Origin of the sequence: Roseospira marina (genome assembly GCF_014197855.1) — a bacterium.
GTDB lineage: Bacteria > Pseudomonadota > Alphaproteobacteria > Rhodospirillales > Rhodospirillaceae > Rhodospira > Rhodospira marina.
Map to the genome: position 1 here is coordinate 1 of NZ_JACIGJ010000003.1, position 13,659 is coordinate 13,659.

10 protein-coding genes are annotated in these 13,659 nt (G+C 68.5%); 5 read left to right on the forward strand and 5 right to left on the reverse strand.

Going from position 1 to position 13,659, the window contains the following annotated elements; all coding sequences use genetic code 11:
- Positions 1 to 105: 105 nt before the first annotated feature.
- Both GGD82_RS04535 and GGD82_RS04540 read right to left on the reverse strand, forming a co-directional pair.
- Positions 106 to 492, reverse strand: a complete 387-nt coding sequence (locus GGD82_RS04535) for an ArsR/SmtB family transcription factor (RefSeq protein WP_150062022.1) — start codon at positions 490 to 492, stop codon at positions 106 to 108.
- A gap of 335 nt (positions 493 to 827) precedes the next feature.
- Complete coding sequence (locus tag GGD82_RS04540) at positions 828 to 1,355, reverse strand: DUF4405 domain-containing protein (protein ID WP_150062021.1); 528 nt, start codon at positions 1,353 to 1,355, stop codon at positions 828 to 830.
- A gap of 256 nt (positions 1,356 to 1,611) precedes the next feature.
- Between GGD82_RS04540 and GGD82_RS04545 the strand changes: the two genes are divergently transcribed.
- Together GGD82_RS04545 and GGD82_RS04550 are read left to right on the forward strand one after the other, a co-directional pair.
- Positions 1,612 to 2,541, forward strand: a complete 930-nt coding sequence (locus GGD82_RS04545) for a histone deacetylase family protein (protein ID WP_150062020.1) — start codon at positions 1,612 to 1,614, stop codon at positions 2,539 to 2,541.
- Positions 2,542 to 2,641: 100 nt separating this feature from the next.
- On the forward strand, positions 2,642 to 3,424 hold the full coding sequence (locus GGD82_RS04550; protein ID WP_150062019.1) for a SapC family protein: 783 nt from the start codon (positions 2,642 to 2,644) through the stop codon (positions 3,422 to 3,424).
- Here the strand turns inward: GGD82_RS04550 and GGD82_RS04555 are convergent.
- Together GGD82_RS04555 and GGD82_RS04560 are read right to left on the reverse strand one after the other, a co-directional pair.
- Positions 3,411 to 3,929 (reverse strand): nuclear transport factor 2 family protein, encoded by a 519-nt coding sequence (locus GGD82_RS04555; RefSeq protein ID WP_150062018.1) that lies wholly within the window; start codon positions 3,927 to 3,929, stop codon positions 3,411 to 3,413. The genes GGD82_RS04550 and GGD82_RS04555 overlap by 14 nt on opposite strands.
- Positions 3,926 to 4,738 (reverse strand): SDR family NAD(P)-dependent oxidoreductase, encoded by an 813-nt coding sequence (locus tag GGD82_RS04560; RefSeq protein ID WP_150062017.1) that lies wholly within the window; start codon positions 4,736 to 4,738, stop codon positions 3,926 to 3,928. The genes GGD82_RS04555 and GGD82_RS04560 overlap by 4 nt, the downstream gene beginning before the upstream one ends.
- A 204-nt stretch (positions 4,739 to 4,942) precedes the next feature.
- Here GGD82_RS04560 and GGD82_RS04565 point away from each other — a divergent pair, with 204 nt between their 5' ends.
- From GGD82_RS04565 to GGD82_RS04575, 3 genes are all read left to right on the forward strand, one after another.
- Positions 4,943 to 5,707: a class I SAM-dependent methyltransferase gene (locus GGD82_RS04565; RefSeq protein ID WP_170284249.1), complete on the forward strand. Its 765-nt coding sequence runs from the start codon at positions 4,943 to 4,945 to the stop codon at positions 5,705 to 5,707.
- A complete protein-coding gene (gene nudC / locus GGD82_RS04570; protein ID WP_150062015.1) occupies positions 5,695 to 6,756 on the forward strand; it encodes an NAD(+) diphosphatase in 1,062 nt (353 codons plus the stop codon). Before GGD82_RS04565 ends, nudC begins: the two co-directional genes overlap by 13 nt.
- 225 nt (positions 6,757 to 6,981) lie before the next feature.
- Positions 6,982 to 8,499, forward strand: coding sequence for a methyl-accepting chemotaxis protein (locus GGD82_RS04575; protein WP_150062014.1), 1,518 nt, complete (start codon positions 6,982 to 6,984; stop codon positions 8,497 to 8,499).
- Between the two features lie 139 nt (positions 8,500 to 8,638).
- On the opposite strand, the gene GGD82_RS04580 is transcribed toward GGD82_RS04575, so the two are convergent.
- Positions 8,639 to 13,528: an NAD-glutamate dehydrogenase gene (locus GGD82_RS04580; RefSeq protein WP_150062013.1), complete on the reverse strand. Its 4,890-nt coding sequence runs from the start codon at positions 13,526 to 13,528 to the stop codon at positions 8,639 to 8,641.
- Positions 13,529 to 13,659: the final 131 nt, after the last annotated feature.

A 13,659-nucleotide genomic window follows, 5' to 3' on the forward strand; every position in this document is an offset into this window, starting at 1 on the left:
GACATGGAGCCTCCCGCTTAATCCAAGGGAGTCCCCTACAGAATCCATTTCAAGCCCGACCGCTACCCCGATTTCTCAAATGCGATTCCCCTGCCCGCGCCACCTTCAGGCGGCCCCGGCCAACCGTCCGCGCGGCGGGGTATCGGCGAGGTCCGCACTGGCGTCCGCGTGGCCACCGGACGCCTCAGCCGGCGCGCAGTAAATGCCGTACAGCGTGTGCAGCACAGCCGCCACTTCTTCACCCTTCAGCGAGTAAAAGATGGTCTGGGCGACGCGCCGCGTCTTCACGAGATCATCCCGGCGCAGCCGCGCGAGATGCTGGGACAGCGCCGACTGGCTCAAGCCGACGACGCGCTCCAGTTCACCGACCGACCGCTCCTGTTGCAGCAACTGGCACAGAATGAGCAGCCGATACTGATTGCTCATGGCCTTCAGCAGCGCGCTGGCATTGCGCGCCTGGTCTTGCAGTTTTTGAAGGTCGTTCGTATCCATTGCCACTCCACTGATCCCAGTCCGGCTGGAGTCCGACAACAGGACCCCGGGCCCGTGGGGTCGAGACCGCGCAACGCCCCCGCCTCTGCCGCCCTCCGGTCCGGCCGGCAGGAGGCAAAACGGTAACACATTTCGGCTGCGCAATACCCGCCCGATTCTCCGGGTCCGGTGCGCTCGGGTGCATCCGCTCCGATCCGGGCAGCCCCCGGCGTGGTCCCCGGCCCGCCGTCCCCGCTTTATCCCGGGCGAACGGCCGGCGGTCAACGCCGCCATCGGGCATAGATGGACATCCGAAACGCGTGGAAAAGATCCGCCGTTCACGTATGGGCGGTCGTTCACGGGCGCGTGCGGTCGGGGGACCGGGCCAACAGGGTCATCACACCGGGCCCGCCCAGGCCGGCACGCGCGCCGATTGTTGCCAGGGTGTCGTCCCCCGTGGCGTCGACGCCAGCCGCGCGCAGGGTCGCCCGCGCCTGGTCAAGCTCAAGGCCGAAGGCCGGGGCCACGTCGGCCAGGGAGGCCTCGGCCAGCGCATGGAACACCGCACCGGGACTTACAGGCGCCGTGGTGCCGGTCATGCCGGTGAACACCACCGACAGCACCAGACTCACGGCCAGGGCCACCACGGCCACGCGACGACGCAGATAGCCCAGGAACGGCCGCCAGTTCCGGACCAGATGCCAGACCGCAATGGCGGAGAACACGACGCTCAGCCATTCATGCGACGGTTTGACGAGAGCCCCCTGCCAGTGCACGAGCAGCATGATGCCGGTCACCGTGGACACCCCAAACAGGATGATCGTCACGGGAGTCACGATGTCCCGGGACAAGACAGAGGAGAACGAACGCGCAGGAACAGCCATGGAGGGATCCTCGATCGAATGGGGGTACCGTCGGAGAGCGCGACACGCGGGGAACACTCGCGCGATCCGCGACCCTCGAAAGACAACCCAAAAGAGCCTAGATCCGTCACAGGGCGATGACCGGACGCGCCGAGGAGCATGACAAAATGTGACGACGACAACGGGGCGCACGACCCACATACAAAAAAAACGTGTTGCGGCCCCGTTTGGACCGATGAGACAAAACCATTATAAAAAGCGGGGAGGACTCGGACGCATGGCGACGCTTTACGTGACACACCATGCCTGCATCGACCATGACACGGGCGACTTCCACCCGGAAAGCGGCGACAGGCTGAGAGCGGTTCAACGTATCCTAGAGGCCGAGGATTTCATGCTGCTGCATCGCCAGGATGCGCCAGCCGCCTTGGACGAGCATCTCCTGCGGGCTCACCCCCAGCAGTACGTCGACCATATCTTTCAGATCGTCCCGGCCAGCGGGCACCGCCATATCGACGGCGATACGCTCATCTCCCCCGGGTCCGGCGAAGCGGCCCGGCGCGCGGCCGGTGGCGTCATTGTCGCGGTGGATGCGGTGCTGAAGGGCGAGGTCAGTAACGCCTTCGTCGCGGTGCGCCCGCCCGGCCATCACGCCGAAACCGCCCGCGCCATGGGCTTCTGCCTGTTCAACAACGTGGCCGTCGGCGCCCTGCATGCGCGGGCGGCCCACGGCGCCGAGCGAATCGCGGTGTTCGACTGGGACGTGCACCACGGCAACGGCACCCAGGACATCTTTCACACCGACCCGGGCCTGTTCTACGCCTCCACCCACGAGGCCGGAAACTTTCCCAACACTGGCTTTCCCGAAGAGCGCGGGGTCGCGAACAACATCGTCAACTGCCCCCTGAAACCGGGCGCCACCGGAGAGGCCTTCCGGGACGCCGTCGAAACCACCATCGAACCCGCCATACGGGCGTTCAAACCCGACCTATTGATGATCTCGGCCGGCTTCGATGCCCATTCGCACGATCCGCTGTCCCATATGCGGCTACAGGTGGCCGACTTCGTCTGGGCCACCCAGCGCATGATGGCGGTGGCCGACGACTGTTGCGATGGCCGTCTGATTTCCGTTCTGGAGGGCGGGTACGACCTACCGTCGCTGGCCGGATGCGTCCAGGCCCACGTCCGCACCCTCATGGGGGTGTAGGTCGCAGCCCTCACACGGCCAGCAGCGCCCTTGATCCCCGGGGACCGGGTCGGTAGGGTCCGCGATACTCATTCCGCCCCAGCGCCGGACCAGATTGCCCATGCCCAGCTTCGTTCCGCTTCAAAGCAGCAACCCGAACCATCGGGCCTACATCCCACCGAACACCTTCCCGATCGCGCGGAATCAGGCCCTGGCGGCGATCGGCCGCGCCGAGTTGCCCCGCGCGGGGCACGCCTTTCCGCTCGGGTTCCAGCGCACGCCGGACGGCCCGGTGCTGGTCGCGTTGATGGGTCTGGGCCCCGAAAACAACCTGTTCCTGACCCACGACGCTCGCTGGGCGGGTGCCTACGTGCCGGCCACGTACCGCGCCTGGCCGTTCGCCCTGGGCACCACGCAGGACAACCGCACGGTGGTCTGCATCGACGAGACCGCCGGTGTCCCGGCCGAGACGGCGGGCGCCCGCGCCCTGTTCGACGCGGCCGACCAGCCGACCGCCTTCCTCCAGGAGTTGATGACCTTCCTCAGCCAGTCCCGGAACGACCTCGTGGCCACCCGCGCCGCCTGCGCCGCGCTGGACAGCCACGGCCTGCTGGTCGACTGGCCCATCACGATCAACGCCGGCGAGACCCAGCGCCCGATTGAGGGCTTGCTGAAGGTGGATGAGGCCGCGCTCAACGGGGCCGGGGCGGATGTCCTCGACGCACTGAACAAGGCCGGGGCGCTCGCAGTGGCCTATGGTCAGCTTCTGTCCATGACCAACCTGTCAATCCTCGCCAAGCTTGCCGAAGCCCATGCGCGGGCCGCGGAGAAACTTCAGGAGCGAGCCAAGGACGCCTCCGAAATGTTCGCGTTCGACGACGAGGTTCAGTTCAACTTCGACTGACCGCGTCGGGCTCGTTGTGTCCGAGCCGCCGCCTCACCCGGCGGAGCAGCCAGCCGAGACCGGGCAAGCGTTCGTAGAACTGCCGGCCCGCGTCCCAGTGGTCGACGTGTTCGCACACCCGGCCGTCCGGGGCGAAGCGCAGCTCGCTCACCCCCTCGATCCGCCAGACGGCGCCCAGCCGACGCACCCGCGCGGTGAACACCCAGCGCAGAAAGCAAACCGAGCCGTCGAACGCCCGGTGCGTCACACGAAAGCACGGGTCCTGCGTATCCGCGTACATGCGCAGGAACACCCGGCGCAAGGCGTCCTGACCGACCGTGTCATTGAACGGGTCGACGAAGTGGACGTCTTCGGTTACGACGCCCCCGAGGGTATCCAGCGCCTCTGGGGTCAGAGCCTCGAAAAACGCGACATAGCGCGCGGCCCCAGCGAGCACGGCGGATGTCGGCTCGGGAGCGTCCAAGGTGGGGGCGTCCAAGGTGGGGGCCGTGCGCTCACCGGTCATGATCCCTCCCCGTCCCGCGCACAGCCGGCGGCAACGATGGCGTCAGGCCGGGCCTCATCCGGAATGGCCCGCCGGGTCAGCGCGAACAGCAGCGGATAGGGAAGCGCCGCCAACAGCTTCATCAACCACGTCAACCGGCGCGGCATCGTGATCTCGAAGGTCGAGGACCGCAGACCCTTGACGATGCGCCGCGCGGCCGCGTCCGGTTCCATCAGGAACGGCATCGGAAACGTGTTCTGGTCGGTCAGCGGCGTGCGCACGAACCCCGGGTTGATGACCTGAACGCGCACCCCGAACTGCGCCAGATCCGGGCGCAGCGACTCGCACAGGGCGATGACGGCCGCCTTTGTGGCGCTATAGGCCGCGGCCGTAGGCAGGCCGACGTAACCGGCAACCGAGCCGACCACCGCGATGTGTCCCCGCCGCCGCGCGACGAAGCGCGGAATGACCGCGTCCAGCCCGTTGACCGCCCCCATCAGGTTGACCCCGACCAGCCGATCGAACACCCGCGCGTCGAACCGGGCGGCCGGCATGGACGCATGGGTGCCCGCGTTCAGCACCACGGTGTCGGGCAGGCCGTCCCGCGCCTCGATCTCCGCCAGCGCCCGCGCGGTCGCGGCCCGATCGGTCACGTCCAGGGGCTGCGGCACGATGCGCCCCGGCAGGTCCTCCGCCTCGCCCGCCAAGGCTTTCAGATCCTCGACGTTGCGGGCGCTGGCCACGACCGTTCCGCCCTCCCGCGCCAGGGCAAGCGCCAGGGCCCGCCCGATGCCCCGTCCGGCACCGATGATCCAGGTCAGTGTCGTCATGATCGCTCCCGTTGTTCTTAGGCCTCGGTACGCTCTTCGGGCCACCGGTTGGTCCCCGGTTAGACGCCCCTGGCAGTTGGTCCTTGGCGAACAGCCCTCCGATTTGCGACGATGCGCAAGCGGCGCGCATCCGGCCCCTCCGCCGCACTCACCAACGCCAGACCGCCCGTCACGGGACCGCGGGCCAGCCGAGGGTCACGCCCCATGTCGCCGCCTACCCTTCAGTCCACGCTGTCCGCTCTACGGTTGCGGCTGGACATCGGATCAGCGAGCCGTCGCATGCTTGGCGAGACCCGCCGGGTTCTGGAGGCGGTCAGCCACGATGACGACCGCCACACCATCACGCATTTCAGCCGCCTTCTGTCCCGTCACGGCCGCAGTCATGCGTCGCTGGAATGGAACAGCCGGGAGAGCCAGCAACGGCGCTTCCTGGTGCTCAGCGAGGCGGGTCTGCGCAGCGGGCACTCCCTGCTGGACGTCGGGTGCGGCACCGGCGATTTCGTGGAGTGGCTCAACGACCACGGCTACGATCTGGGATACTGCGGGCTCGACCTGACCCCGGCGATGGTGGACCACGCCGCCTTCCGGTTCCCGGAGCTCACGTTTGTTCAGGGCTGCCTGCTGGCGACGCCGCCCCCGGTGCTGCCGCTGCCCCGGTTCGACTGGGTGGTGGCCAGCGGAATCTTCGCCCATCGGCGCGACGATCCCGAGACCTACATGCGCGCCATGATCCGAGCCATGCTGGATCGCGCCGACCGGGGCGTCTCCGTCAATTCCTTGAGCATGAACGCACCGCACGCCAACCGCTGGACCCTGTTCCACGCCGAGCCGGAGGCCGCCCGGGCTTGGGCGGAATCCCAGGACGACGTGGTTCGGGTCGTCCTGCGCGAGGACTACGACCCCAACGACTTCTCCCTGTACCTGTACAAGACAGAGGACGCGGTCCGGGATATGACATGGACGCCCTGAGCCACCCGCAACGACACACGCCCAAGCCCCCCCTGCGGCATCCCTTGAGTCCGCCGCTGACTGAAACCACGCGCGCCGCGCTGGACGGCCTGAGCTACACCGGCGCCCCACTGGACCGGGCGGAACCCCTGCGCACCGACACCGCCCGGCTTGCCGCTCTGCGGGCGGACCCGTCCAGTCGTTTGGTCCTGGTCTGGCGCGATCGCGTGCTGATCGACGGCACCGAAGACGAAGCGGCCCCGGCCCTTGTCACAGCACCGGGGACCTGGTCCGGTCCGACACCGGATCTGGCCCCGGAGGAAGAGGTGTTGCTGGGCCTCGACACCGACGGCACGGCGTGGTTCGCGCTCCAGCTTCCGCAGGGCCCCGAGTCCGAGGACGACCTGGGACCGCACACCGGCCTGGGCGGTCAGTTCCTTCCCCTGCGCACGGTGGGCCCGACCCTTCCGGGTCCAGAGGCAACCCTTCTGGCGCAGGCCCTCGGCGTTCTGGGCTGGCACCGCCGACACCGGTTCTGCGGAGCCTGTGGGGCGCTGTGCGAAAGCGTGGATGCCGGCTATCGGCGGCGGTGCACGACCTGCGGAGCGGACCATTTTCCGCGCACGGATCCGGCGGTTATCATGCTGATCCATCACGGCCGGGGGGCGCAGGCCCGCTGCCTGCTCGGGCATGGTCCGCGGCTGCCCAGCGGTATGATCTCCACCCTGGCCGGATTCGTCGAACCCGGCGAAACCCTCGAAGAGGCGGTCCGGCGCGAGGTCCACGAAGAGGCCGGCATCCGCGTGGGCCGCGTGGCCTATGGCGCATCGCAGCCGTGGCCGTTCCCGGCCTCGCTGATGCTGGGGTTCCACGGCGAGGCCCTCACCACGGACATCGTCATCGACCCGCGCGAGTTGGACCATGCGGGCTGGTACACCCGCGCCGAGGTTGCATCCTTCATGCAAGGGGAAGGCTCCGACGGCCCGGCGCCGTGGCGCCTCCCGCGCGCGGATTCGCTCGGCCGGCGGTTGATCCTGGGCTGGCTCAAGGGCGATCCGTTCGACGAGTAAGCCGGCGGGCCCCTCGGCCATTCGGCATAGATCGCGCTTTGGCGGCCCCGAATCCCACGGGGTGGCCCGCGCGTTGCTTGAGGCGTCTTATCGAGAGAAGAGCGGCCCGACAGGAACCATGAGGGATCCACCGTCCGAGGGCACCCGAGCGGGTGGGACGGCTCACTCTTTCTGTCTGTGGTTTTCGTCCATGGCGGGCACGGGTTCTTTCATAAGAGGCTGGCCATGTTTCGTTTGTTTGCGTCCTCCGATACGGCGGAGTCGACCGCCAAGGCGGAGGTTCTGGACCTTTTGAATCGATTCGCCGGGGTGGGGCTGTGGAATGCCAAACTCTACCAGGGCGACCCGATGCACCCCAACTCCGCCTGGAGCTGGTCACCGGAGTTCCGCCGGCTGCTGGGCTTCGATCCGAACGACACGACCGGGTTTCCCGAGGTGGTTGGGTCCTGGGCGGATCGGCTGCATCCCGAGGACGCCGAGGCCACGGCCGCCGCGTTCGGAGCGTGCCTCAACGACCGGACAGGCAAGACGGGCTACGACGTCCAATACCGGCTCAAGACCAAAACCGGATCGTACCGCTGGTTTCGCGCGGTCGGCGGCGTGTTGCGTGACAGCACTGGCACCGCCGTGCGGGCGTGCGGCTCGCTGATCGACATTCATGAAACGCAGATGGAAGCCGAAGTCGCCGAGCTTCTGCAGCGCAACGCCGGCGTGGGACTGTGGGATGCGCGGCTGTTCAACGGCGACCCCATGCACGCCAACAGTGTGTGGACGTGGTCGCCAGAGTTCCGGCGGCTGCTGGGCTTCGACCCGGATGATTTGGCGGGCTTTCCGAACCGCGTGGGGTCATGGGCAGACCGCCTGCACCCGGACGATGCAGAACCGACCTTTGCCGCCTTCGGGGCCTGCCTCAACGACCGATCCGGCCGCACGGGCTACGACGTCACCTACCGCCTCCGCACCAAAAGCGGCGACTATCGCTGGTATCAGGCGGTCGGCGGCGTTCTGCGGGACCGGTCCGGAACGGCGCGGCGCGCCTGCGGCTCGCTGATCGACATCCACGACATGAAGGTGCTGGAAGAAAACCGGCGCGCGCTGGAGCACCAGCGGCGGGCCGATATCCAAGCCCTCGCCGACAAGCTGGACCAGACCGTGACCGAGGTCGTCGATCGGGCCCGGGACAACGCCCAGACCGTGGCCTCGGCCGCCGAGGAGCTTTCGGCCTCTATCGGACAGATCAACGCCCGCATGACCGATGCGGCGCGTGCATCCGAGGCCGCGTTCACGGAAGCGGAGCGGACCAACACCACGGTCACGGCCCTGGTGTCGGCCGCCGATCAGATCGGCGAGGTGGTCAAGCTCATCAACGACATCGCCTCGCAGACCAACCTTCTGGCCCTGAACGCGACCATCGAGGCCGCGCGGGCGGGCGATGCCGGCAAAGGGTTCGCGGTGGTGGCAAGTGAGGTCAAATCCCTCGCCACCCAGACCAGCACGGCAACAGACCGAATCGCGCAACAGATAGGGCAGGTGCAGGAGGAGGCCCGCAGGGCCGTGGAAGCCATCAACGGGATCGCCGGCACCATCGGCGAGGTGCGCGAGATCTCCGCCGACGTGACCGGATCCGTGGACGAACAGGACTCCGCGACAAAAGAAATCGCCAGCCGGGTTCTGCAAGTCGTGTCCGATATTGACGGGGTCGCGGACGCCGTTGGCGATATGACACGCAATTTGCGCACCTGACCACGCTTACGGGCGGGGCAGCGCGATCTGTCCCGCCCGGCGCGTATATCCTTCGGACGGGGCCCCACGCCCACCGGGCCGACCCCACGCCCACCGGGCCGAGGCCCGGCGGGCTCCGCCTCCTCCTACGCCGCCAGCATCATCCCCCCGCCATGGCGCGGAACTGGCGGCTTGCGACCGTGAGCATGGCCAGATCGACGCCGCCCGAGGCGCCGCGCAGTTCGCTGACGAGTTGGGCCGCGCGCTCCACCGTCACGGGGTTGGTCTCGCTCCAGGCAGCGATCGCGGTATCGGGATCGTCGAGCGCCGCGCCATGCTCGATCACACGTTCGGTGATCTGACGCTGGTGGCTGGAAAACTCCTCCGCCAGCGCGGACACCGCCAGCTTGTTCCAGTGCCCGCCGTTCTCCAACTGCTCGGCGGTGCGGTGCAGCCAGCCGATGCCCAACCGGGTCCCGACGGCGAAGTACAGCCGCGCGACCGGCTCGATCGGCCGCTCGTGCGCGGCGGCAATGCGGGTGATGTCGCCCGCCGCCGCCATCACGTCCAGGCAGGCCACGCCAGCCGCCAGCGCATCCGGCACGCCGGCCTCGATCCAGCCGGCCATGGCCTCGCGTGCCGCGGCCAGGGTTTCCTCGGTGGCCAGTTCATCCAGGTTGGCGGACAGCACCTGGACGGCCGGCGCCAGTTCGGTCACCGTCGCCGAAACGTCCAGCGGCCAGGTGCCGTGCCGCAGCATCCACTGCGTCTGGCGCCCGACCAACTGGTTGATGGCGTGCAACAGGTCGAGCTGAATGCCGGCGTCAACGCGCCCATCCAGGGTCTCGATATCCAGCCAGAGCGCCCGCAAACCGTAGACCTCGCGCACCGCCATGTAGGCGCGCGCGATGTCGGCCGGACGCATGCCGGTCTTCTCGATCATCTCGGTGACGAAGGCGGCGCCCACCCGATTGATCATCGAGTTGGCGATGTAGGTGGCGATGATCTCCCGGCGCAGGCGGTGGCGGCCGATCTGCTCCCGGTAGCGCGTCTGGACCGCCCGCGGGAAGTACAGCGCCATGGACTCCGTCAGCATGGGGTCCTCGGGCAGGTCGGACTGCATCACCTCGTCGAAGATCCAGAGCTTGCCGTACGGAATGAGCACCGCCAGCTCCGGTCGGGTCAGGCCACGCCCGGCCCCGATCCGCTCGGCGATCTCATCGTCGTCCGGCAGGAATTCAACCGCCCGATCCAGCCGGCCGATCCGCTCCAGCGCCCGCATGAGGCGGTGCTGGTGATCCAGCAGGCCGGCCGAACTCCGCTCCATCAGAGAGATGGCCTGCGTTTGCAAATAGTTGTCCCGCAGCACCAGCTCCGCCACGTCGCTGGTCATCTCGCGCAGCAGGGCGTTGCGCTGCTTCTCCGTCATGTCGCCGGCCTCGACGATGCCGTCGAGCAGGATCTTGATGTTCACCTCGTGGTCGGAGCAGTCCACACCCGCCGAATTGTCGATGGCGTCGGTGTTGATGCGCCCACCGGCCAGGGCAAACTGGATGCGCGCCCGCTGGGTCACGCCCAGATTGGCGCCCTCGCCCAACACCTTGGCCCGCAGGTCGTCCGCGTCGACGCGGATGGCATCGTTGGCACGGTCCCCGACCTCGGCGTGGCTTTCGTGGCTGGCCTTCACGTAGGTGCCGATGCCGCCGAACCAGAGCAGATCGGCCTCGGCGCGCAACAGGGCGCGGATCAAGTCGTTCGGCGTCACCACGTCCTGGCGCAGCCCCAGCCGCGCCTTGATCTGCGGCGTCAGGGTGACACGCTTGGCGCGGCGTTCGAACACCCGCCCGCCCTCGGACAGCACGGCGGCGTCGTAGTCGGCCCAGGTGGAGCGCGGCAGGGCGAACAGCCGTTGCCGTTCCGCCAGAGAAGCCGCCGCGTCCGGCTCCGGGTCGATCATCACATGGAGGTGATTGAACGCCCCGATCAGGCGGATGTGCGGGGACAGGAGCATCCCATTGCCGAACACGTCGCCCGACATGTCGCCGACACCGATGACGGTGAAGTCCTCGCTCTGGATGTCGCGGCCCATCTCGCGGAAGTGCCGCTTCACGGCCTCCCACGCACCCCGCGCCGTGATGCCCATGGCCTTGTGGTCATAGCCGTTGGACCCGCCGGAGGCGAAGGCGTCGCGCAGCCAGAAGCCGTAGTCCAGCGCGACCGCGTTGGCGATGTCGGAGAAGGTCGCCGTGCCCTTGTCGGCCGCGACCACCAGATAGGGGTCGTCGCCGTCGCGGCGCCGCACCCGGGCCGGCGGCACCACCTCGTCGCCCGTCAGGGTATCGGTCAGGTCCAGCAGCCCGCGCATGAAGGTCTTGTAGCAGGCGATGCCCTCGGCCTGGACGGCCTCGCGCCCCGCGTCGGGCGGCGGCGGCTGCTTGACCACGAAGCCGCCCTTGGAGCCCACCGGCACGATCACGGCATTCTTGACCATCTGCGCCTTCATCAGGCCCAGCACCTCGGTGCGGAAGTCCTCGCGCCGGTCCGACCAGCGGATGCCGCCGCGCGCGACTTTGCCGCCGCGCAGGTGGATGGCCTCCACCCGCGGGCTGTAGACGAACACCTCGACCCACGGGCGGGGCAGCGGCAAATCCTCGACCGCGCGGCTGTCGAACTTCAGCGCCAGATAGGGCTTCGGCGCGCCATCATCGCCGTGCTGGAAGTGGTTGGTGCGCAGCGTGGCCTGAATGAGGTTGAGATACCGGCGAAGAATGCGGTCCTCGTCGGGGTTGGTGACGGCGTTCAACGCCTCCTCGATGGCACCGACGATCTCGCGCTGGCGCCGCGCCGCCTCCTCTTCGGGCCGGTCGGGATCGAACCGCGCCTCGAACAGCGCCACCAGCCGCGCCGCGATGTCGGCATGCTTGGCCAGCGCCTGCTCGATGTAGGCGTGGCTGAAGGTAAACGCCGCCTGCCGCAGATAGCGCGCATAGGCCCGCAGGATCACCACTTGGCGCCAGTCCAACCCGGCCTCGATCACCAGCCGGTTGAAGCCGTCGTTTTCCAGCTCCCCGGTCCAGACCCGGGTGAAGGCCTCCTGGAACGGCGTGCGCGCGCGGGCAATATCGACCACACCGCCGGAGGCCGCGCGCATCGAAAAATCGTGGATCCAGACCGTCGTCAGGCGACCGCCGCGCGCCTCCCCCGGAAGGCCCCCCACGGTGTCCCCCAGACGCGGGGTCAGCGCGAACGGGACCTCGCCGATGACGCGGAAGCCCATGTTCTCCAGCACCGGCAGCATGTCCGACAGCGCCACGGAGCTGTCCGGCTGGAACACCTTGAACCGGACCTCGTGCTCCGACGCCTCGATCGGGCGGTACAGGTTGAGCGTGAAGCGCCCGCTGGTCAGGGCCTCCTCGATGCGGGCGATGTCGGCGACCGCACCCTGGGCGCTGTGCCGCTCCCGATAGCTCGCCGGGAAGGCCGTGCCGTAGCGGCGGAACAGGCGCAGGCCCTGCTCCTCCCCCTTGGCGGTGTACAGAACGTCCGCAAGGTGATCCGGCCACGACCGGGTGGCGGCGGCGATGCGGGATTCGATCTCGTCCGCGTCGTGCACCGGCATGGCGCCCGGCGTGGTGCGAACGATGAAGTGCAGCCGCGCCAGACGCGAATCATCCACCTGGGTCGAATAGGTCTCGACCTTGCCCTGCAGGTCGGCCTCCAGAATGTCCTGGACCGTCAGGCGCAACGCGGTGTCGAATCGGTCGCGCGGGATGAACACGAGGCAGGACACGAAGCGTTGGAACTCGTCCTGGCGCAGGAACAGCGCCGTGCGCTGGCGTTCCTGAAGGTCCAGAATCCCCAGCGCCGTTTCGAGCAGCTTGGTCTCGTCGGTCTGCACCAGCTCGTCGCGGGGCAGCGTCTCCATGATATGCAGCAGGCGCTTGCTGTCGTGACCGCCGGGCGCGAAGCCGCTGCGCTCCATGACGTGCTGGACCTTGCGCCGCACCACGGGAATGGCGACCGCGCTGTCGGTGTAGACGTCCGCCGTGAACAGCCCCACCAGTAGCGTCAGACCCGCCAGGGCGCCGTCCGGTCCGAAGCGTTTGACGGCGATGGCGTCCATGGGCACCGAGCGGTGAACGCGCGCCCGCATCGCCGTCTTGGTGATGAGCAGCGGCGCCGACCCCCGCACATAGCTTTGCACGTCCTCGGGCAGGGTCTCCAGGTCGCGAAGCTGGCCGAACACCCGCCGCCCCGGATCGCGCAGGATGCCGAGCCCCGGCTCGGGTTCCGCCCGCAGCACCCCGTCGACCTCGACCATGGCGTAGTCGCGGCTGCCGAGAAACGTGAAGTGGTTCTGGCTGACCCAGTCCAGGAAGTGCGCCATCTCGGCGACCACCTCCGGATCGCCGTCCGGCGGCGCGGCAACCTCCCCCTTCAGGCCCTCGGCGGCGGCGCGGGACAGCTCGTGCATGGCGGGCCAGTCTTCGACGGCGGCGCGCACCTCGGCCAGCACCGAGACGAGAGTCTGTTCGACCGCCTCCAGGGTGGCCGGATCGCTCACCTCCCCGATTTCCACGTGCATGACGGACTCGCGGACCGCGCCGGCGTCCTCCCGCGTGCCGAGCCCGACGAAGGCGCCGTCCGGCCCGCGCACCACCCACACCACGGGGTGAATGACGAGGTGCACGACCATGTCCAGGGCGCCGAGCGCCGCCGTCACCGAATCCACCAGGAACGGCATGTCGTCGTTCACGGCCTCAATGACCGTGTGCTCGCTCTGAAAGCCATGCTGTTCGTAGACGGGATTGTAGACCCGTACCCGCGCCTCGCCCGGGCGGCGGTGGCGCAGAAACGACCACACCGCCAGGGCCGCGCCGTACAGGTTCTCCGGGTCCATGGGCGCCATGTCGGCGGGCGGAACGTGGGCGTAGTACCCTTCGACGAACCGGGTGACGGCCGCGACGTCGGCGGGATCGAGCCGTTCCGCGACCCGGGCGCGCACCTGATCGAGCTGCTCCGCCTTGCGGGCCGCGTACCTCTTGGACATCGCTGTTCCTCCCTCGGGCTCCGACGGCCCGTTTCCTTGGATCGGCGCGCGCGAACCGCAGCATGGTTCGTTCGCGCGCCGGTCACTATCCCACGTTTGCTCTCACCGTTCGAGGGGAGGATCCGGACGCA

Bases quoted from the DNA above. Each gene is read 5' to 3' on its own strand.
- GGD82_RS04535 (WP_150062022.1), bottom strand. From the start codon at position 492: ATGGATACGAACGACCTTCAAAAACTGCAAGACCAGGCGCGCAATGCC.
- GGD82_RS04540 (WP_150062021.1), bottom strand. From the start codon at position 1,355: ATGGCTGTTCCTGCGCGTTCGTTCTCCTCTGTCTTGTCCCGGGACATC.
- GGD82_RS04545 (WP_150062020.1), top strand. From the start codon at position 1,612: ATGGCGACGCTTTACGTGACACACCATGCCTGCATCGACCATGACACG.
- GGD82_RS04550 (WP_150062019.1), top strand. From the start codon at position 2,642: ATGCCCAGCTTCGTTCCGCTTCAAAGCAGCAACCCGAACCATCGGGCC.
- GGD82_RS04555 (WP_150062018.1), bottom strand. From the start codon at position 3,929: ATGACCGGTGAGCGCACGGCCCCCACCTTGGACGCCCCCACCTTGGAC.
- GGD82_RS04560 (WP_150062017.1), bottom strand. From the start codon at position 4,738: ATGACGACACTGACCTGGATCATCGGTGCCGGACGGGGCATCGGGCGG.
- GGD82_RS04565 (WP_170284249.1), top strand. From the start codon at position 4,943: ATGTCGCCGCCTACCCTTCAGTCCACGCTGTCCGCTCTACGGTTGCGG.
- nudC (WP_150062015.1), top strand. From the start codon at position 5,695: ATGGACGCCCTGAGCCACCCGCAACGACACACGCCCAAGCCCCCCCTG.
- GGD82_RS04575 (WP_150062014.1), top strand. From the start codon at position 6,982: ATGTTTCGTTTGTTTGCGTCCTCCGATACGGCGGAGTCGACCGCCAAG.
- GGD82_RS04580 (WP_150062013.1), bottom strand. From the start codon at position 13,528: ATGTCCAAGAGGTACGCGGCCCGCAAGGCGGAGCAGCTCGATCAGGTG.